The sequence below is a fragment of the Mycobacterium bourgelatii genome, from assembly GCF_010723575.1.
Lineage (GTDB): Bacteria > Actinomycetota > Actinomycetes > Mycobacteriales > Mycobacteriaceae > Mycobacterium > Mycobacterium bourgelatii.
The window spans coordinates 3,319,860-3,339,299 of the sequence record NZ_BLKZ01000001.1 but is presented as its reverse complement, the minus strand read 5'-3'; the positions used below and the strand labels follow the sequence as shown (position 1 = coordinate 3,339,299).

The following is a 19,440-nucleotide window of genomic DNA, read 5'->3' as shown; positions in this document are numbered from 1 at the left end:
AGGATGTTCGTATGCCACGATCTCGGCGGTCGTTTTCTCCTGAGTACAGGGTTGAGGCGGCGCATCGTGTCATTGATGGGAATCGGCGTGTTAGCGAGGTTGCCCGCGAGCTGGATCTCAATGAGAACCTGCTGCATAAGTGGGTGCGAGATGAACGGCGACGGATGGCCGCGGCCGCAGCTGGCGGTCGGCCGGACCCTGGTGGTGGTGAAGGGCTTTCGGTCGATGAGCGCGCGGAGTTGGTGGCACTGCGCGCGCGGGTGGCCGAGCAGGCGAAGGACATCGCTTTCCTGGAAAAAGCCTCGGCGTACTTTGCAGCACAGCATCGAAGGTGAGCCGGTTTGAGCTCATCGCTGCAGAGTGCGCCGGCTACGACGTGACACGCATGGCCGAGCTGCTCGGGGTATCCAGGGCGGGCTACTACAAGCATGCCCATACCTGCACCGCTGCTGAGCCCACACCTCGGGTGCAGCGCCGCCGTGACCTGGAGGTCAAGATCCTTGCCCATCACCGCGCCTCACGGGGCACCTATGGGTCACCGCGCATCACCGCCGACCTGCACGCCGAGGGTGAACGAGTTTCGGAGAACACGGTCGCCAAGATCATGGCCGAGTTGGGCATTGAGGGGATCAGTCCGCGCACCTTTAAGACCACCACCCAGGTCGACCCGGCAGCCTCGTTTCCCCCGGATCTGGTCGGGCGCTGCTTTGACCAGGGCCGTATCGACGCGGTGTGGTCCTCCGACATCACTTACCTGTGCTGCGGAGACGGTGACATGTTTTTATGCGCCATCCGTGACGAACACTCGCGGCGCGCTGGGCTGGGCCGTTGATGACCACATGCGCACCGAGCTGGTCACACTGGCCGTCGAGCGGGCCGCGTTCGTGCGCGCTCACCGCTGCCAGGGGGTCATATTGCATTCGGATCGCGGTACTCAGTACACCGCCCACGACATGGCGCTGGCCTGCGCCGCTCACGGGCTTCGGCGCTCGATGGGCGCGACCGGGATTTGTTGGGATAACGCCGGCGCTGAATCGCTGTGGTCGAGCTTCAAGCACGAGTGCTACTACCGGCACGCCTTCGCGACGAAAGCGGAACTTGTTGCAGCAGTTGACAATTGGATGATTTTCTACAATAATGATCGAAGGCACTCAGCACTTGGAATGCGCTCACCTATCGACTATGAACGCACGCTGCGTGCCACCACGGAAGCAAGCTAACCGTGTCTACTTTTTCGGGGGAACCCCAGTCCGGCACCTTCAGCTGGTCGACTTCTCGCGTAACGCCCGGGCTCCGTTCTTCGGCGAGTGGGGTCTTGTGCGGGTGCGCCACGGCAAGGCCATGCGCGGGTCGCCGGCCAAACAGCGCACCGTGATGACCGTGTTCGACTGGGCTGCTGAAGCTCTCGCGGATTGGGCTGAGCGCGGACTTCCCCGCTACGGCACGCCCATCAATGACCTATTTCCCACCGAGAAGGGCGGGTTGGTTCCTGAACGCAACCTCTGGCAGCGGATGCGTGACTTCGTCGACGAACTGGGCTTCCCACCCGGGCTGGATCTGCATTCCTTCCGCCGTGCCTATGCCACCAATCTTCAAGTCGAGTACAACTACGACGTCAGCTTCGTGCAGCTGCAGCTTGGCCACGAGCATGCCTCGACCACTTCCATTTACACACTGGCCGCACCGGACTACCGAGCCCGCGAACTCGAACGCGTCCTGAGTGCAACCCTGGCACGCAGTAATGCCCGCTTGAGCGGGCCGACACCCAAGGAGTCGCGATGAAACGCGAAATTCAATACCACTGGCGAGTGCGGGAGTTCATGGCCCGAGCCGGCATGAAGAACAGTCGCGATTTGGTCGTGCCCCTGCGCGAACGAGGCATCACGCTATCGGAATCGCAGATTTACCGCATCGTGGGACAAGAACCCGAACGCATCGCGTTCAAAGTCCTTGTCGCCCTGTGTGACATCTTCGGCATCGAAGCCGGTGATCTGATCACCTACACCGCCGCCGACGCTCGCCAGTCGCGTACCAAGGCAGTGAACTCGGCCGCCGATGTCCCCCTTCTCAACGCCTACCGACCAGTGAAGGCCCGGATCATCTCTGACGATGACTGAACCGCGCAGACGCGGCCGTCCCCGCAGCACGGGCACCCGGGAATGCGGCCGATGCCACAACCTGGTCCCAAAGATCCGGACGCACTGGCCAGACGGACCGATCTGCGGCCCGTGCTTCACCGCAGCAGCACGCAACTACGGCCTGTGCGCGTTCTGTGGCGCCGACCGACTGCTACCCGGACGCTCTCCCACGGGGCAACACATCTGCCGCGACTGCGCCGGCATCACCACCAACCTGAATTGCGACAACTGCGGACTTGAAGCCGAACGCATCAGAGCTGGCCACTGCGCCCGCTGCGTGGTCAGCCATGATCTCGAGCAGATACTCAAACCACACGCACCGCCCGACATGCGCATCAAACGGCTCATCAACGAGCTGGCAGCGGTTCCCCGTCCCGAAAGCATCATGACCTGGATGCGCCATCCCGTCACCGCCGGCCTACTGAACAAGATCGGCGCACGAGAACTGCAACTCACCCACGACGCCTTCGACGCGCTGCCACCCTCACGCAGCCTCGAGCATCTACGCGAAATGCTGGTCGAGCACCGCATGATGCCCAGCCGCGGAGACCTACGCCTGGCCCGCTTCGAAACCTGGCTCGACCACCGACTCGAAACGCTCGAACCCACACCGACCATCCACACACCCATCGAACAATTCGCACGATGGCACCACCTGCGCCGCTTACGCGAAAACATCGACCCCACACGCAATATGGACAACGCCACCAGGTGCGCCAAACAAGAAATCACCGAAGCCGGCAAGTTCCTACGTTGGCTGCTTGACGAGCACAACACCACCATCAACGACCTCCAGCAGGGTCTGCTGCACGGATAGGTGTCACCTGTGAAATGGCCACCGGTAGATAATTTGGCGCTAGATAACTGATAACGACGGGGACAAAATGGTGGCATTGGGCGGCGGCGGAATCGCAGCCTTCGGTCTCAGATACCAGTACCTAGTAACAGCCGAATATGTCTTGGCGTTCCTTCGGAAGGACCTCGCCCTCATACCGCATGCAGACCTAGTTATCGAGCCACTGCACAAGAAAGACGACGGCAAAGACGATGACGTAGTCGACTTCGCCATCGAGATCGACGATGAGCCATCGCACAACGTGCAAGTGAAATCGTCCTCTGAGCCCGAGGACCACCCGCTACAGCCCGCCGCAGCGCGCGAAGTCTTCGACCGACTTGTCAACCACCCAGCAGAACAAAGAATTCTGCTAACGAACAAGCCGTTGTCACCCGCCTTAGCCGACGCGGCGGTCGCACAAACGACCTACGCAAGTCGAACGCAGTACGCCTGGCCATCGGGCCCGCAGGCTCCCGCAGGAGAGGCGGAACCGCGCATTATCTGCGACGCGCGAAGTACCGCCGAATTGTTCGACTCAATCGCGGAGCTGGTCAGAGGTTTCCGCGTAGAGCGAGGACGCTCGCCGGGCGCCGTGACATGCCAGCTGCTGGTGTCGATCCTTGTCGACTACATCTTCAGCGCCGCGGCGGGGACAGAACCGAACAGAATCTCGGCCCTCGATCTCCTCGACAAGCTCGTCATGCCTGACGCGACCATCGCGCAAGTCGCCGGCGGATTTGATTGGGGCTTACCAATCACCAACATCCCCAATTATCTCTCGACCGTTCCCAGGCTGAGCTACCTCGATGTGCTTCAAAACCAACTCCACCTTACAAAGAACGCGTCGGCTCCCTCCCGTGTGGTGCTAACAGGCCGTACGGGAAACGGGAAAACCGTTCTTGCATCAGACTATTGCCATATCGAAGCCATCACATATGCGTTTATATGTTGGATCGACTGCCGCGACGTCGATTTCATAGAACCGCAGATCCGCAACCTTGTTGAGCAACTCAACGAGACCGTCCCAACCGGCGCGGCGGTCGGCCCGGTGTTCGCTGGTATCCTCGGTCGCCAGGCCGGCCCCTGGTTGCTCGTCTTTGACGGACTCCAAAACCGAAGCGACATTGAGGAATACATCCCGTCGCGGGGTTACGGCTCGATCATCGTCACATCCAACAACAGCCTCAACTGGTGGCCGAGCACACCAATCATCGAAGTAGGTGAGCTCACTGAAGATGAAGCCATCGACTGCTTCGCAACATATGCCGATATCGCGTCTGCCGAGCTTGACGCTACCCGCGACTCAATCCGAGATATTGTTGTTCGTCTAGGTCTGGTGCCCCTGGCTGTAAGCATGTCCGCGATCTACTTCAGGAACACGGAGGGGCAACTCGACGAGTTAGCTTTGCAGTACTTCAGCGATTTGGACGCGCTCGCCGACGATGCGTCAATACCGCCAGGGTTTCCTACGACTGCGTTCGCGGCGATCCAACATGCCTCCCGCAGCCTTGCAAAGGGCACCCGGACCGGAGAATTGTACGGGCTGTCGGCACGAGCCGTCGTCGAGATCGGCTGCTTGCTCGCACCAGAACTATTGCCGCTCAACTTCATTCTGCAGGCAACAGCGGAATCCGTCCAAGTCAACCTCGCCAACCTTCCGGTACCAAGCGAAGTAGATCGAACTGTCCGGCGTGGAGTCCTGTCTGCGTTGCGCACGCAGTCCATCGCTGAACGAGTAGTGAACGATGGCGAAGGTAACCGCACTCCCGTCAGTGAGACGGTTGCTGTCCATCCGCTCGTCCACGAGATCCTGCGCCGGTCATACTTGGCCGCCGTACCCCCTGGATATCTAGAGTCACAGTGCACCGTCTTCATGTACTTCCTTGTTGGCTGGCTCGGACAGTTGCGGGACCAGGCTGAATTCTTCGCAGTCGAACAGCTTCGGCTCCACGCCAGTGCGCTACTGACGCTCATCGTGGAGAACGAGCCGATGTCATCGCTTTCAACGCAGAATCATCGTGTTTACACCTATGCGAAGGCGCTGCTGCGCGGCGAACTCAGCACATGCGCCGCGAGCCGAGGTCGGCTGCAGGAGGCACTGGAGCTCGGTCACGCTGCGACACAAGACCTAGCACCATGGCTACACGAACAATATGCGCGACTCATCCGAGCAAAGATCCTGAGCAACATGATCGGTGATCTATCCATCGGCGAGGCAGCTCCGGAAGCAGTTGCCACTCTCGTGGATCCACTCTTGGTGGCGGTTCGGGAGGCTGAAGCCAACGCCGACGAGTCAAAACGCAGGGTCGGCTACACGATCGCCGCCGAGACCTTTAGCTATCTCAATCGAACTGACCTACACCGAAATTCGCCGTTGTTATTTGATGCGCGAACAGAACTCGCCGACATTGCGAACCGTGACCCCTCGCCGAACCAGGGAGGTGCCATACAGAACAATCTCACGAATCGCCTTTACGAGGCTGGGCAGTTTGATGAGCTCCTTCACTATGCAGTCCAGTGGCGCGACGCCAACAGCTCGGTCGAAAACGGCGTGCTTCTCGACGCCCTGGTCATCATCTGCCAGCTTCACACCGGCGCAATCGACGATGCACTCGCCGCCATTGACGCTCTCGTGTCCACCACCGTGCACGCCAATTACCTACTCCTGTCGCTACACGAAGCCCTGAAGAAGGTTGGCCGGGAGCTCCACCGTGTGAACCCCGCCCTGCCCGGAGACCGAGATCGGCTCCAGCCCGCGTTGGAGCGCGTACTCGAGCGATACAACGAGCTCGGCGGCCTAGCTGCAGGCAGCACTCCACCTGGCTAGTTAGGACCGTTGGATTGCAGTGATAAGGGCGCTGATCAGATTGGTTGTAAGCGCTCACGCGAGGCCCGATCTCTTCGATGCAATGCGGCAACCGCCATGAGCGAGCTAGGAGTCTTAAGCGTGGGAATTCGACAAATCTTGATATCACCGATATCCAATGGAGTATGTCATGTTCATCTGATGAATCACGGGCCGTGCGAATGCCTCTCACCCGTTGCGTGGGTTCAACTCGGCGAAACCATCAGTGGTAGTCGATCGCCCACCTTGAGGCTGCACCAGCGGGCGGCTCGGCATCACAGGTCGAGCACAAAGCGCAGCGCTTGGTCAATGGCCCGCATCTGGTCTGGGCCGATCAATCCCTGGCGAGATGACAGTCGTTCGACGGAGACCACTCGTAGTTGGTCGCAGCGAGCATAGGAAGTGCGGTCTAATCCGCTGTCCGCTGGCTCAAGCTCGACATGGCTTCGCAGCCCGTAGCTGGCGGTCGTGATCGGGACGACAACTACCAGCCCGCCCGGTCCGTTGTTGAGAATATCGACCGACACCGCTACCGCCGGGCGTCGAAAGGCCGGCTCGTGGCCGATCGGCTGGCCGAGATCGACGTGGTAGACCTCCCCCCGCCAGATCAAGCCGGAGCGTCCCACTCGCGACGCTCGGCCACGTACTGCTCCCACAGTTCGGGGTTGTTACGCAGGCGCTGGTAATCCCCGTTGAGTCCCCGTAGGAACTCCTGCCGTTCCAAGGCGTCGATGGCTGCATGCACGACGTCGACGACGGCGGTTTGACGAGCTTGGCCAGCGACTGGAGCCGCTCAGAATCTCGACGGCGGACTCGGACAGTTGTGGTTTCTGCTGCCATGAGCCCTGTGTAGACGAAATGTAGACATCAGGTTCGATTGCGGATCGTCCGCCTGGCGCTGCTAGATAATTTGGCCAAAGCCTTGAGGTCAGCGATTCATAGCTGCTAGTTCCATGCGCGAATTTCCCCGTCGGTGAGCAGTTTCCAGGACTGCATGCCGAGGAGACGAGCGAGATGGCTCTGCATCTGGACGCCGGTCGGCAATGGGCGCCACCAGATGGTTACCTCGGCCGCGCCGCCATCGAAATGGCGGCGCCCGGCCACGTGGAGGACGTCCGTCGGAACTTCATTGACCTCTTTACCCCGGCCGAGCTCGACGTGCTTGCCGCCCTCAATGAACGAGTCCTGCACCACCTGGCCGAGATCGACCGCCCCGCCAAAGGCAAGCCTTCATGACCTCTTCTAGCTGTGAGCGATTCAGCCGGAGGGACTTGCGTTGTCTGACAGTGTGATTCGCAGAGGCACGGTCGCGGTGCCCCGCGCCTAAATCCCCGCCTGGGCGTAGACGTTCTTGTGGATCGTTTCGGAGATGTGCTCGATGGGGATGTCGTTCGCGTCATGCCCGAAGGGGCTTTCGATCTCGACGCCGATTTCCTCGATGCCGAAGAACGTGTAAGCGATGAAAAGGACGTCGACGATGGTCGTCCAGCCGAAGGTCTCGACCATGGCGAACGGGAGGGTGAAGCAGTAGAGCACCAGCGCCCGGCGCAGGTGAACGGCGTAGGCGAAAGGCATGGGTGTCTTGCGAATTCGTTCGCAGCCGCCGAGGTAGTCGATCAGGAGCTGAATGTTCTGGTCCATCGACGTGAGAATCATGTCGGAGATCAGCCCGCGATCGCGCGCCTCCCGGAGGCAGTCGGACATCTTGCCGGCCACAGCGAGAGCGGGATGTTCGGCGTCGACAGCCTCCTGCGCCTCATCGGGCGGAAGTTCAGCGATTTGTGGCCCGAGGCCTTTGGTTCCGCGCAGGCTGTGCACGGCCGTCCACGGAAAGACGGCTGTCCACCGGGTGAGTCGGGCGACCAGCGCCGGATCCTCCCTCATGTACACGGTGGCGCTCCGGACGAGGTTCCGTGTTTCATTCACGATCCCTCCCCACAGTTTGCGGCCCTCCCAGAAACGGTCATAGCTGGAGTTGGTGCGGAACACCAGAAGGAGACCGAGAGCGAGGCCCATCAAGGTGTGCAACTGGAACGGCATGCCGACCGGGGCGACATACCTGTGAAAGGCGACAACCGCCGCCGACCAAGCGACGCATAGGGATACTCGACCGATGATCTCCCGGACCAGCGAGCCGCGGATGTCAAAGAAGTGGTCCAGCCACTTGTGCGCATCGTATTGGATCATGGTTAGTTTCGGCGTAGTTGGGATAGGGCTCAAGCAGGCGCCCGGAGGCACTTCGTAAGGCTTCCATGGAGACGGCTAAGGCGCGATCCAACCGCAGATCATGCCTCTGCCGCACCGCCGCCGGATCGTCCCAGATTTCGATGGATGGCGCAACATCTGTTATCCGCGCCGACGGCGACGTAACTGGGGCCCAGTAGAAGTCCCGACTGGTGGCCAGGTAGAAGTCCGGGTCCCGCCGTTCGGACAGGCCCGCGGCCCGTATCCGCTGCTATGCCGCCGTCAAACTCACCGTCAAGAACGCGCCGGCGGCGAGGCCGATCAACGCCATGAGGGATATGAAAATCACCGCGACCGCCGCGCGCACGATCTCTTCTTCGGTCAGTCGCCAGCGCGGCTTCTTTTCGACGAGATCTTTGTCCCCTCGACCGCCAATTGCGTTGATGCTTGCAACCGCCGAGATGAAATCGTCATACTCGTCGGCCACGTACAACTCGACCGGGTCGTGCGCGTCGATTGCAATGGTCATATGACAGCCCCCAAGACTCGCAAACGTCGATAGGCGTTATGTGGGTCGAACGCTCAGGCATTCTCGTAGAACCAAAGATACGAACGCGAAGTCGCGATTGCGGAAACGATCCCTAACAGTCTCAGCACAGAGTCGTGCTCTGCCCCAACGATGCTCGGCCAGGGGCGACCCTACCGCCGTGCCACGTCGCCAGATCTGTGGGGTAATGCCCGTTCACACTAGCGGTTCGGCGCGGAGCTGCAATTTCGTTGCGCTGCTTGGCTCGCCGCATTTGTGTGGGTCATGTGAATGAGTGAAGCGTTCCGTCCGGAGCCATAGCCGAGTCTCCCGAACTGGTTAAGGCCGTCGGTAGTCCCCGACCCTCTACAATTCAGGCCGCTAGTCACGTCGCGATTCGTCGGGAGTCCAGGCGAGCGGTTGTTCGGGTTGGCCTGGGAAGAGGAAGTTGACGAAAGCCGTTGCCGTGGGCTGCGGTTCGTGATTGGCGAGTCCAGGTCGTTCGTTGGCTTCGATGAAGGTGTATTCGGTGCCAGTCACGTCAGGCACAAGTAGGTCGATACCCGTCACGGGGATACCGATTGCCGTCGCCGCCTTGACCGCAACCCGACAAAGCTCCGGGTTCACCTGGCTGGTGACATCACGGATCGTGCCGCCCTGATGCAAGTTGGCAGTGGGTCGAACCTGAAGTCGGGTTCCTTGGGGCAGCACATCGTCGTACTGCCAGCCGGCCTTGGACACCGCCTTCTCGGTGATGTCGTCGAAAGGAATGCGGGACTCGTTACCCGTGGCTGCAGAGCGGCGGCGGCTTTCCGCCGTGATCAACTCACGCACGGTGTGTTTGCCTGTGCCGATGATCTCGGGGGGCATTCGCAGCGCGGCGGCCACAACCTGGCCGTCGATCACCACCAAGCGCAGGTCGTCACCGTGCAGTCGCTGCTCAATCAGCACTTCCGGGTGTTGCTCCCTTGCGTATGCGACGGCCTTGGCAAGCTCGCTGGCACCATCGTGAACCGTCACGCCCACGGTGATGCCCTTGCCCTGCTCTCCGCGGACCGGTTTGACGACAACCTCTTCCACCTCGGCCAGAAACGCGTAATCCTTTTCGTCGAAAGTGGCCAGGCGCCCACGAGGAACATTGATGCCCGCCTGCTCGACAAGCCGCCGCGTCAAACGCTTGTCGTCGCAACGGCACATCGCAATCGCTGAGGTGTATTCGGACAGCGACTCGCGGGTGACGACGCTGCGGCCGCCGTAAGTGAGGCGCATCTCGCCGGTCTCGGCGTCCAGAATTTCGACCCGGATCCCGCGGCGCATCGCCTCGTCGGCGATTATCCGGGCGTAGGGGTTCAGGTCATCGACAGTCTCAGGCGGTTTGGTGAATAGCGGCTCGTTGATCGCGTTCTTCCGCTTGATCACCAGCACCGGGACGCGGCGGAAGCCGAGCTTTTCGTAGAGGGCACTGGCGGCGGCGTTATCGTGCGCTACGGACAGGTCCATGTAGGCGCGACCCAATTGGCGGAAATGGTCGGCCAGAGCCCTAGTCAGGGCTTGCCCGATGCCCGGCAGCGCAGCGGCTGGATCGACCGCCAAGGTCCACAAGCTCGAACCTCGCTCCGGATCTGAAAACAGTACCTCGTGGTCGACGCCTGTCACCGCCCCAATCACCGCACCGTCGTCGTCACGCACGGCGACGAGATATGTCACCGCGTCGGCGTGCAGGTGGTTGTGCCAGATCGTCTCAACCGGCGCGGGAACCATTCCGCAACTGACTAACACGCGATTGACGGCGTCAGCATCAGTCGGGGCGTTCAGTGTGCGTATGGTCACGCCTGCGGGAGGTGCTGAATCCTGGTGCTCAGCCTGCTCTGCGAAGCGGAGTCGGTAGGTGTGACTCGGGTCGATGAACAGCTCGTTCGGTGCTCCCGCAACAATGACGTGCGCCTCGCGCGCGTAGATGCAGATATCGCGTCGCCCAGGCGCTTCCTGTCGCAGTACCTCGGTCAGAGTGGCGGGTTCGGCAAACGTCTGGCCAAAGACGAGACGGCCCCAACCCAAGTCCAGCTGTACATCTTTGACCATCGCCTCTATCAGGTGGGGCGGCGAGGCGTCGTGCAGGCCGAGCGTAATTGCCTCGGGATGTTCCTGGGATAAATTGTCGGTAGTCATGACGGCGATCCCCGCCTCCTCGGGTTTCTGTTCGCTGGACCCGACCGAGCGAACCCTTCGAGTGCATCGTCAAGAGCGGGCGAGTAGGTGCTTAGGCCACCCGAGCATGGCATCGAAGCCCTCGACGCTAGGTACTTAACGCCGAGGTTCTTAATCTATCGCACCGCTTCAGTGCAGCTGCACTCAGCGACAACGTCCGCCGCGTTGAGTAATAGTGAGGGGGACCCGTTTGATGGTCCAGTCGCTATGCGGCTTGCGGTTGGTGGGTCGTGGTCCACTGTAGGGCGAACTCGGCTGGGGTGAGCCCATTGTGGGCGGAGTGAGGCCGGTTGGCGTTGTAGTCGATTCTCCAATCTTCGATGATGATTTGGGCTTCTTGCAGGGAGTCGAAGCGCCAGGAGTTGAGTAGCTCGTCGCGCAGTCGGCCGTTGAATGACTCGATCCAGGCGTTCTGCCAGGGGGATCCGGGATCGATGAATAGCGAGCCGGTGCCGTTGAAGCGGCACCAGTCGTTGACAGCATGGGCGATGAACTCGGGTCCGTTGTCGAACCGCACGTAGGCCGGTGCCCCATGCATCAGGGCCAGACGGTCAGGACGTCGACCACGCCGTCGGCGTTGATGGCCCGGTCGACTTCGATCGCCAGGGCTTCGCGGGTGAACTCATCGATTACGTTGAGCATCTTCAACGTTCGTCCGTCGGCGGTGGTGTCGAACTGAAAGTCCATCGCCCAGATCGCATTCGGGCGGATCGGGCACATCGCCCCGACCTGCGCACCGATGCCGGTCAAGCGTTTCTTCCTGCGGCGCTGCGGAACCCGCAGGCCTTCCTCGCGCCACAGGCGGCGGATGCGCTTGTTGTTGACCTTCCAGCCAGCTCGCCGTGCCGCGATCGCAGCACGGCGCCATCCCCAGCGGGGCCGCTGGGTGGAGAACGCGCGTAGCCAGGCCCGGTGGGCCTCCTCATCGCTGATCGGTGGTGGTTGTAGACGCATGGTGGAACGGTGGATGCCGACCACCGCGCACGCCGTTCGGAGACCCCGAACCGCTCGCGCAGCATCGCCGCGGCGCTGCGCTTGCGGTTCGGGGTCAGAAGTTTCCGACGAGATCTCCTTGAGCATGTCGATGTCAAGGGCCTGGTTGGCGACCAGCTTCTTGAGCCTGGCGTTCTCGGCCTCAAGTTCCTTGAGGCGTTTGGCGTCGCTGGCCTTCATCCCGCCGTACTGGGCGACCCAGCGATGCCAGGTCGACTCGGTGATCTCGAGGTGGCGACACACTTCGCTGAGTTGCTGCCCGGTTCCAAGGAGCTTGTTGCCCTCGGCGAGCTTGCGGATGATCTGATCCGGCGTGTGCCGCCGGCGCTTGTTCGTTGCCATGTCGTCGTCGATTCTTCCTGCCCGAACACTCGGGCATCAGAGTCCCACAACGACTGGACCACTACGACGGGCTCACCTCAATAGCGCCAGCGCGCGTAGTAGTCAGGGATGGATTTCCGGGGCGATAGCCCCGAATGACGTTTGCCGAACTGCTCAGGTAAACGGATTCGCCGAAGGGGCTGCGCTATCCCCTGCCCCGCTGCCGCAGGTTGGATGCGAAAGTGAATGCGAACCGATGAAGGGAGGGTCGATGGCACGGCAAGATGTACTGCTCATTCACGGCACCTGGGGGCACGGCAAGGAGTGGGACGCTTTCGGCGCCGAGCTGGCAGAGCGAGGATTCCGTGTCCACGCACCCAGCATCCCCGAGCACGGCCACGCGAAAGAGATCGACATCTGGGCCGCAGCCGACCGGGTGGGCAAGCTCGGTCTCCTCGACTACGTGAATGCCCTGTGCGACGTTGTGAAGTCGATGCAGACGCCTCCGATCATCTTCGGCCACTCGCTGGGAGGCCTGCTCGCACAGTTGGTCGCAGCGCGAGTCCCCCACCGGGGCATCGTCCTGCTCGGGCCCGCACCAGCGGCAGGCGTATTCGCCTTCTATCCCTCGATGCTGATGCTGTGGACGGGGTTTCTCCCGCAGTGGATCATGGGCCGCCCCATGTACCCGGTCGCCAAGAAACGGTGGGACAAATACGTCTGCAACGCAGTCGGTCAACAGTTCTCCGACGAGTTCTACGCAAACCTGTGCGCGGAGTCCGGGCGGGCATACCGCGAGATGGTCTTGTGGCCGTTTGACCGCAAAGGTGCGTCGCGCGTCGACTTCGACAAAATCACCGGCCATGTATTGGTCATCGCCGGCGCCAAGGACAGGTGTTGCGTTCCGGCGATGTGCAAGGCGACAGCTCGCCGATACAAAGGTCGCGCCGACTACGTCGAACTGCCCGGCTCAGACCACATGATGATCGATGGACCTAACATGCCGGCAACGCTCGCGGCATTCGACAAATGGGCTGCGGACAAGGGCATCACCGCCGAAGCGTGACATGCCGTGCTGGCGGTAGGCCCGGTCTTGGTTAGCGGCTCGGCGTCGTAGTGATGTGCACGTGGTCGAAGTGGCCATAGCCAGACGCCTGCGGACCTGCCGGCGTGTAGTAGGTGCCACGCCAGATCACATCCTGCAACCCGAACCGGCCCGCGTTACTCAACGCGAACTCGAGAATCTCGTTCCCGAGTTCGATGCCCTCGGGGCTGTTGGGGTTGGGAATCATGATGTCAATCGCCAGACCGCTCGGATGCCACGGCTTCGAGTCCGGCCGTACCCCCCCGATGGTAGAAATCTGAGGAAACCGAGCACTGACCGCCCGGGCGGCCAGGATGGTGTTGGGCTGTAACCCGGCCTCGGGCGCGACGCCGACCGGCAATGCGTCCGGGATGTCCCCGCCGGCAATTGCGAGGGATGGACCCAGATCGCCGGCAGGAGCCAGGCCCGGAGCCGCCGCCAGGTCTGCCGGAGGCGCATTCTCCGGCAGAGGTGCGCCGGCATTGTCGACCATCGCTTGCTGTTGCGGTGTCAACGCCGCGTACTGCGCCTCCGCGGCGGCAATCTGACGCAGCAGTTCACTCCATTTCGCTTTCAGCTCCGCTTGCACCGCGGCGGCCTGCTCGGCCGCGGCGCGGGCTTCGGCAGCTGATCTGTCCGAGGCCAATGCAGCTTCGGCCGCGCGCTGACGGTTTGCTTGATATGCCTTGATCTGCTCGGTTGTCTGGGCGGCCACCAACCGCTGGATGGACAGCTGGTCGATCAGCTGCTGCGGGGACTCCGCGGTCAGCACGGTCTGCAATTCACCGGTGCGGCCACCCATGTAGGCCATCGCCACCACTCGGCCGGCAGCGACCTGAAGTGGCTGAAGCTGTGCGTTGGCGGCCTCAAGTGCCTCTAGATCGGCGCGGTGGCGGGCTTCGGCCTCTGATTGGGCAGCCAGCCGAGCGTCGACATCGCGCTGAGCGGCTGTGACAGCCTCGCGAGCCTTCACCGCCTGGCGGGACAATTCGTTGAGCCTCGCCATTGCGTCAGCCGCCGGATCCGCTTTCGCGATGCCCATGGAGCCCAATGCGCTCATGGACATAGTCAGCACTGCGATTGCGGCAACCCAGCCGTACACCGTCCGCCGCAGTAACTGGCGCACGCATGTCATACGGATTGTCGATCCTTCGCTTGATGGGCCGATCTAGCCCGGCGATATGTCTCGGATAGGTTACGAATTGGCAGCGATGATGTCTAGTCGGGGGCCTCGATTTACGCAACTGCCCGAACTGCTGACAATTCGCGCTTCGATCGGGCTCCCCTAACCCTCCTGGAGCCTGGTCAGTATCAAATCCAGGGTGTGCTTCACCGCGGCGCGCAGGTCGATGTCGGGCATGTCGAACCAGTTCGCGACGCACCCCGCCAGAACGTTCGCGACCATGGTCGCGATAAATTGCGCACCCACATGTTGACCACGTAGTTCGCCGCCGCGCAGCCCCTCGGCGACGATCTCGGCCACTAGGGCGATCAGTTCCGGGTGCGGGGTCTCACCGACGAGCGCGGTCGATGCACAACTCGATTGACGGCGAACGGTGCCGGCGGACGTTCGGATTGCCGCGCCGGTGGATGTCGAGCTCGGACTCAATGCGGTCGAGCCGTTTGTGAACGAACGGACCGGTCTGGCGTTGAGGGTTAGAACGGAGCCGGCACGTCGGAGGTGCAGTTGGGGGCAGCGCCCAGGCGGTCCGGAGTAGATGAGCAGCGGTGCCCCAACAACAGCAGAGTGAGAGGGCCAGGCAGATGAGAGGGCAGGCGCCCTGATCGCTGCGGCAGCCAGTAGCCAGCGGGCGGGCCGGCGCCACCTCACCCTGCGTGCTGATCCAGGATGTCCGTTTTGGTTCGATGGTCCCCTACCGCCGTCGGGCGCGATCGGACACCGTCGATCCATGCTGGCCGCCCAGCCATCGGCGCCGAATGGTTGTCGACGGAAGTGGCGCAGGTACTGCTGCATGGGGACACAGCATCGCATCACCGCGATGCAATGTTAGGTTGTGGAGCCATCCCGCTTGGCAGCTCGCCACAGAGCGACGTCGATGCGTCGAAGCAGACTGACGTGCGCCGGTGCTGCTTGGCAGACATCGGCAATCGCTTCACGCCGTGAGGGGTCGGAAAGCTCGTCGTGCATCGTCACCCAGAACAGTCCTTTGGGCGGTTTCAGAAAGTTATTGACTTCGTTATCCAGGATGGGCAGAAGTTTGGGCCGCTTGGCTGCCAGCAGCTTGCCGGCGACCACCCAACCGATATCAGGAAGCCCTACCAGTGCTTGGTGGAGGTCATCGGCGGGGCTGCCGACATTGACATCAAGGCGCCGGACCTCCCAAAGGTTCTGCTCGCGCGGTATTTGTCGCAGCTTCGCATTGAACCGGTCGGTCTCGGTTATCAGCAGTGCTGCGGCAGCCTCTGGGGGCACTACGACCTTAAGGGCTTCCACCGCTAGGACATCCGAAGCCTCGAATCGGTTGGGGTCGCCGATCGCGGCAAACTCGTCGAACCAGCGTCCGGTGAACGATTCCGTTCCCCCGTCGAAGTACCCCGTGAGATCTCGGCGGACTTGATCGGCGTTATGGGTGAACCACCCGGCGAGATCGAACCCAAATCGTGGCACGGTGGTCCATTTTGTCTTAGATGGCCGACAACGACACTCGTGCCGTCGTGCCCCGGTGGGTGTGACACCGAAACCGCGTTATTAGGGGCGGCCCTTCAACAAACACAACCGCCTAGGAAGACTTGCCCGAGCACACCAGTTGACCCGGCAACAGCAATGCCGGCCACCTGTGCCTGCGCCAGACGACATCTCGACCTGTTCGGCCTCGAGCACCACACTGTCTGGGCTCCACGGGAACATTGCATGCGATCACGGCGGGGCAGGTGGTGTCAGGAGTTTGGACTCAGTAGTGCGGAGACAAGGCTTCCTGGGATCAGCACTGAGGTGTGTACTGCGGTCCGGCACCTTTGACCGAAGTTGCATAGGCGACGATTTTGTCCAGCTCGTAAGGCCCGCGAGCCTCAGCAAAACTCCTGGCTTGAAATGTTCTCTGTTGGCCCGTTTTCACGCAGTCCACGAAAACATCAGAAACGACTGTCCCAGCCGACGTTCTTACGAACGCCTTTACGACCACGTTCAGCGGGCCGTCCTTATCAAGCGTCAAGCGTCCAGTTACCGACGGACCGCCGAACCCGGTGTCGGCGCCAACAGCTGCATCGGTCAATGTCACCGTTGGAGGATTGACGGTGTCCCACCGTAACCACCGGCCCAAGACTGTCAACTGTACTGAGGCAACGGTTTTTCCACTCGGCACCCTAGCTTCCAATCCGTATTCGCCGCCGGGCGGAAGCTGGTAGATGGTGTTGACAGCCGCGCCTGGTAGGCCACCTTGCCCTTCGGTTGCCAACACTGCACCCCCTTGTTCGATCATCGCCAACTCGAATGGCGAACGAACTAACCCGACATCGGGATTGGGGTTTTTCAACCGTACGTTCAGCGAATCGCCGACTTGGACGAATCCGACTACCTCGACGTCGTGCGCAGTATCAGCGGCGATACCCGCGGAGCCTGGTGGACTGTCACTTGTCGATGCTGTTGGGACTTTGGAGGGGTTGCTCTGCGCGGATGAGGTTGGGTTGGACCGATTCCTTTCGATTGCCTTCCCAGATTGACCCGACAGGCTCTGACCGAGGAAGAACGCAAGGCAAATCGCAATGACGATCGCAACAGCACCGCTTGCCCGGACGATGACGCGCTTGCTCGGTCGCTTCCATCTTGCTGACGTCGCAATATCTTTCGACGATCGGCTAATGGTGGTTGGTGCCGAGTGGAGAGCCCCCGGACTGCTCGGACTCTCGATTGCGGCCCGTGCAGCGGCAGCAAACTCTGCGACGCTGGGATACCGATCGTCGGGGTTCTTGGCCATTCCCTTCGCGATTACCGGGTCGAAGCCTGCTGGCACGTCCGGTCGAGTGACCGTCGGCTGCGGTGGTGAATCGGTGAGGTGTGCGGCCATCTGGCTTTCCAGGGTGTCGCCTGCGAACGGCCGGATGCCTGTCAGGCACTCATATAGCACACACGCTAGTGCGTAGATGTCGGCCCGAGCGTCGACATCCGTGCCCCGGAATCGCTCGGGGGCCATGTAGTGCCAGGAACCTATCATCATCCCCGCCTGGGTCAAGCTAGTCTGCTCGGTGCCCAGAGCAAGACCGAAGTCGATCAGATAGGCGTCATCGTCCTCGTCAAGCAAGATGTTGGAGGGCTTGACGTCACGATGCACCAAACCGGCCTTGTGGGCAGCCTGTAGCGCCTTGGCGACCTGCTCGACAATGCGCACCGCCTTATCCACGGGCATGGGGCCGTTGACCAGCACGGAATTGAGGTCGTTGCCCTCGATCAACCGCATATCGACGTAGAGCTGACCGTGGGTCTGCTGCACGATCAGGTGACAGGTTCGGTCACGCGGCCTGACTGGCCCGTGGGGTCATAATCGCTTCGAATTCGATCGGGGTCAACCGCCCGAGACGGGCTTGGCGCCGGCGGCGATGGTAGGTCCGTTCGATCCAGATGACGATCGCGATCCGCAACTCTTCTCGAGTGCGCCAGCGGCGGCGATCGAGCACGTTCTTCTGCAGCAGAGCGAAGAAGCTCTCCATGGCCGCATTGTCGCCGGCCGCACCGACGCGGCCCATCGATCCGACCATCTCGTGATGGTTCAGTGCATGTACGAATCGCCTTGACCTGAATTGAGATCCGCGATCCGAATGCAGAATGCAACCGGCCACGTCACCGCGGCGAGCCACCGCACTGCTGAGCGCTGTGGTGGCCAGCCGGGACTTCATCCGAGAGTCGATCGAGTACCCGACGATGCGGTTGGAGAACACGTCCTTGATCGCGCATAGGTAGAGCTTGCCTTCGTCGGTGCGGTGCTCGGTGATGTCACTGAGCCACAACTGATTTGGGGCATCAGCGGTGAAGTCACGCTCAACGAGGTCATCGTGCACCGGTGGCCCGACTTTGCCGTTCTTGCCCCGCTTTTTCCCGAACACGCTCCACAGCCGATTCTGCGAGCAGATCCGCCAGGCGGTGCGCTCGGCCATCGATTCGCCGGCATCGCGGGCCTCCTCGACGAGATAGCGGTACCCGAACTCGGGGTCGTCTTTGTGCGCGTCGAACAGGGCGTTGGTGCGGTGGGCCTCGATGCGTTCGGCATCGGTGATGGGATTGGCCAGCCAGCGGTAATACGGTTGGCGGGCGAGCTTGAGTACCGACACGTCACCGCGACGGGGATCCCGTCAGCGGCGAGCTCACTACGAGCGGGTAGAGCCTTTTCCCGGCAGGTTGGCCTGCGACAGATATGCCGTGGCCCGGCGCAGCACCTCATTCTCTTGCTCGAGCAGTTTGATCCGACGCCGCGCTTCCCGCAGCTCTGCGGACTCGGTGGTGCTCTTGCCGGGGGTGGCGCCCTCGTCGATGTCGGCCTGGCGCATCCACTTGTGCAACGTCACCGGGTGGACCCCGAAATCGGTGGCGATCTGCTCGATGGTCACACCGTCATCGCGGTTGTGAGCGACCCGCACAACGTCGTCGCGGAACTCGCGGGGGTAAGGCCTTGCCATGGGGACATCCTTCCAGCCCGCCCACGCTGGGCAAGCCAACTCAGATGTCACCTATTCGTGCAGCAGACCCCGTCGATCTCTCCGTAGTTATGAATTGGGATGACATGCTTGTTGCTCAGCTGTGCTGCAGCTTCGGCTTCGCGGCGAAAGCGCTGCAAGAAGGTATCGTCACCGGCTAGATGCGGCGGCAACAATTTGATCGCGACCGTGCGGTTGTTGGCCGCAGTGTCATATGCCCGCCAGACTTCGCCCATACCGCCGCGGCCGAGTAGCTCCACTAGGCGATAGCGCCCGAACACCCTTTCTTTCACGGGCTCACCATAGGCGGGACCGATGCTGATCGAACAGCAACCCACGAACGCAAGGGAATTGCTCCCCGCCGTTCAGATCGCTCGTAGCAGTGACGTCCAGGAATGCGAACACTTCGTGTACCCGCGTGAGGTGCCACTGCCGTCACCAGCAATTGTCTGCCCGGGTTGGTTCCCGCACCGGAGTTCGGTCGAGAAGTTCAGGTGGTGGAGTTCGGGTTAGCCCGTAGTGTCATGTCCCCGCATCTCCGCCTCAATCGTGCGGGCGGCTTCGGGTCCCTACGCGTGATGCAGTCTCGCCGAGCGTGAGCCCGTGGCCGTAGGTGTAGGAGCAACTTTACGAACTGCCATTAGCAAACTCCTCAGTCGC

The 19,440-nt window shown here is 61.7% G+C and carries 20 protein-coding genes and 2 pseudogenes; 9 read left to right on the top strand and 13 right to left on the bottom strand.

Annotation, left to right across the window (positions count from 1 at the left end):
- Positions 1 to 11: 11 nt before the first annotated feature.
- From G6N68_RS14530 to G6N68_RS14500, 7 genes are all read left to right on the top strand, one after another.
- The gene (locus G6N68_RS14530; protein ID WP_069422688.1) at positions 12 to 335 is read left to right on the top strand and encodes a transposase; all 324 of its coding nucleotides are present in this window, start codon (positions 12 to 14) and stop codon (positions 333 to 335) included.
- Entirely contained in the window at positions 332 to 832 is a 501-nt protein-coding gene (locus G6N68_RS14525) for an IS3 family transposase (RefSeq protein WP_163713382.1), read from the top strand. The genes G6N68_RS14530 and G6N68_RS14525 overlap by 4 nt, the downstream gene beginning before the upstream one ends.
- Positions 795 to 1,220 (top strand): integrase core domain-containing protein, encoded by a 426-nt coding sequence (locus G6N68_RS14520; protein ID WP_163713379.1) that lies wholly within the window; start codon positions 795 to 797, stop codon positions 1,218 to 1,220. Before G6N68_RS14525 ends, G6N68_RS14520 begins: the two co-directional genes overlap by 38 nt.
- 97 nt (positions 1,221 to 1,317) lie before the next feature.
- Positions 1,318 to 1,782 (top strand): tyrosine-type recombinase/integrase, encoded by a 465-nt coding sequence (locus G6N68_RS14515; protein WP_240355474.1) that lies wholly within the window; start codon positions 1,318 to 1,320, stop codon positions 1,780 to 1,782.
- Complete coding sequence (locus G6N68_RS14510) at positions 1,779 to 2,117, top strand: helix-turn-helix domain-containing protein (RefSeq protein WP_163713377.1); 339 nt, start codon at positions 1,779 to 1,781, stop codon at positions 2,115 to 2,117. The genes G6N68_RS14515 and G6N68_RS14510 overlap by 4 nt, the downstream gene beginning before the upstream one ends.
- The gene (locus tag G6N68_RS14505) at positions 2,110 to 2,955 is read left to right on the top strand and encodes a hypothetical protein (protein WP_163713375.1); all 846 of its coding nucleotides are present in this window, start codon (positions 2,110 to 2,112) and stop codon (positions 2,953 to 2,955) included. The genes G6N68_RS14510 and G6N68_RS14505 overlap by 8 nt, the downstream gene beginning before the upstream one ends.
- A gap of 67 nt (positions 2,956 to 3,022) precedes the next feature.
- Entirely contained in the window at positions 3,023 to 5,800 is a 2,778-nt protein-coding gene (locus G6N68_RS14500) for a tetratricopeptide repeat-containing protein (RefSeq protein WP_163713371.1), read from the top strand.
- Positions 5,801 to 6,093: 293 nt separating this feature from the next.
- On the opposite strand, the gene G6N68_RS14495 is transcribed toward G6N68_RS14500, so the two are convergent.
- The gene (locus G6N68_RS14495; protein WP_240355473.1) at positions 6,094 to 6,444 is read right to left on the bottom strand and encodes a type II toxin-antitoxin system PemK/MazF family toxin; all 351 of its coding nucleotides are present in this window, start codon (positions 6,442 to 6,444) and stop codon (positions 6,094 to 6,096) included.
- Positions 6,426 to 6,563, bottom strand: coding sequence for a hypothetical protein (locus G6N68_RS30835; protein ID WP_240355472.1), 138 nt, complete (start codon positions 6,561 to 6,563; stop codon positions 6,426 to 6,428). Before G6N68_RS30835 ends, G6N68_RS14495 begins: the two co-directional genes overlap by 19 nt.
- A 269-nt stretch (positions 6,564 to 6,832) precedes the next feature.
- On the opposite strand from G6N68_RS30835, the gene G6N68_RS14485 reads away from it, so the two are divergent.
- Entirely contained in the window at positions 6,833 to 7,054 is a 222-nt protein-coding gene (locus G6N68_RS14485) for a hypothetical protein (protein WP_371871584.1), read from the top strand.
- An 87-nt stretch (positions 7,055 to 7,141) separates the two neighbouring features.
- Here the strand turns inward: G6N68_RS14485 and G6N68_RS14480 are convergent, their stop codons facing one another.
- The 5 genes from G6N68_RS14480 to G6N68_RS14465 form a co-directional block, all read right to left on the bottom strand.
- Complete coding sequence (locus G6N68_RS14480; RefSeq protein ID WP_163713368.1) at positions 7,142 to 8,005, bottom strand: bestrophin family protein; 864 nt, start codon at positions 8,003 to 8,005, stop codon at positions 7,142 to 7,144.
- Positions 8,006 to 8,273: 268 nt separating this feature from the next.
- Positions 8,274 to 8,531 carry a hypothetical protein gene (locus tag G6N68_RS14475; protein WP_163713366.1) on the bottom strand — a complete coding sequence of 86 codons (258 nt, stop codon included), beginning with the start codon at positions 8,529 to 8,531 and terminating at the stop codon, positions 8,274 to 8,276.
- 378 nt (positions 8,532 to 8,909) lie between these two features.
- The gene (gene ngg / locus G6N68_RS14470; protein WP_163713363.1) at positions 8,910 to 10,697 is read right to left on the bottom strand and encodes an N-acetylglutaminylglutamine synthetase; all 1,788 of its coding nucleotides are present in this window, start codon (positions 10,695 to 10,697) and stop codon (positions 8,910 to 8,912) included.
- Between the two features lie 244 nt (positions 10,698 to 10,941).
- A complete protein-coding gene (locus G6N68_RS30830; protein WP_240355471.1) occupies positions 10,942 to 11,274 on the bottom strand; it encodes an integrase core domain-containing protein in 333 nt (110 codons plus the stop codon).
- Positions 11,274 to 12,071 (bottom strand): IS3 family transposase, encoded by a 798-nt coding sequence (locus G6N68_RS14465; RefSeq protein ID WP_240355470.1) that lies wholly within the window; start codon positions 12,069 to 12,071, stop codon positions 11,274 to 11,276. The genes G6N68_RS30830 and G6N68_RS14465 overlap by 1 nt, the downstream gene beginning before the upstream one ends.
- A 250-nt stretch (positions 12,072 to 12,321) precedes the next feature.
- On the opposite strand from G6N68_RS14465, the gene G6N68_RS14460 reads away from it, so the two are divergent.
- Positions 12,322 to 13,116, top strand: coding sequence for an alpha/beta hydrolase (locus tag G6N68_RS14460; RefSeq protein WP_163713360.1), 795 nt, complete (start codon positions 12,322 to 12,324; stop codon positions 13,114 to 13,116).
- Positions 13,117 to 13,147: 31 nt separating this feature from the next.
- Here the strand turns inward: G6N68_RS14460 and G6N68_RS14455 are convergent, their stop codons facing one another.
- The 6 genes and pseudogenes from G6N68_RS14455 to G6N68_RS14425 all read right to left on the bottom strand — a co-directional run.
- Complete coding sequence (locus G6N68_RS14455) at positions 13,148 to 14,269, bottom strand: coiled-coil domain-containing protein (protein WP_163713357.1); 1,122 nt, start codon at positions 14,267 to 14,269, stop codon at positions 13,148 to 13,150.
- A 150-nt stretch (positions 14,270 to 14,419) separates the two neighbouring features.
- Positions 14,420 to 14,617, bottom strand: a complete 198-nt coding sequence (locus tag G6N68_RS14450; protein WP_163713354.1) for a hypothetical protein — start codon at positions 14,615 to 14,617, stop codon at positions 14,420 to 14,422.
- 525 nt (positions 14,618 to 15,142) lie between these two features.
- Positions 15,143 to 15,763, bottom strand: a complete 621-nt coding sequence (locus tag G6N68_RS30825) for a DUF6308 family protein (RefSeq protein WP_240355469.1) — start codon at positions 15,761 to 15,763, stop codon at positions 15,143 to 15,145.
- 313 nt (positions 15,764 to 16,076) lie between these two features.
- Positions 16,077 to 17,582 carry a protein kinase domain-containing protein gene (locus tag G6N68_RS14435; RefSeq protein ID WP_240355468.1) on the bottom strand — a complete coding sequence of 502 codons (1,506 nt, stop codon included), beginning with the start codon at positions 17,580 to 17,582 and terminating at the stop codon, positions 16,077 to 16,079.
- 19 nt (positions 17,583 to 17,601) lie between these two features.
- Positions 17,602 to 18,762 (bottom strand): annotated as a pseudogene (locus G6N68_RS14430) (IS3 family transposase).
- A 68-nt stretch (positions 18,763 to 18,830) separates the two neighbouring features.
- A pseudogene (locus tag G6N68_RS14425) lies at positions 18,831 to 19,016 on the bottom strand (serine/threonine protein kinase StpK7); the annotation flags it as partial.
- Positions 19,017 to 19,440 lie beyond the last annotated feature (424 nt).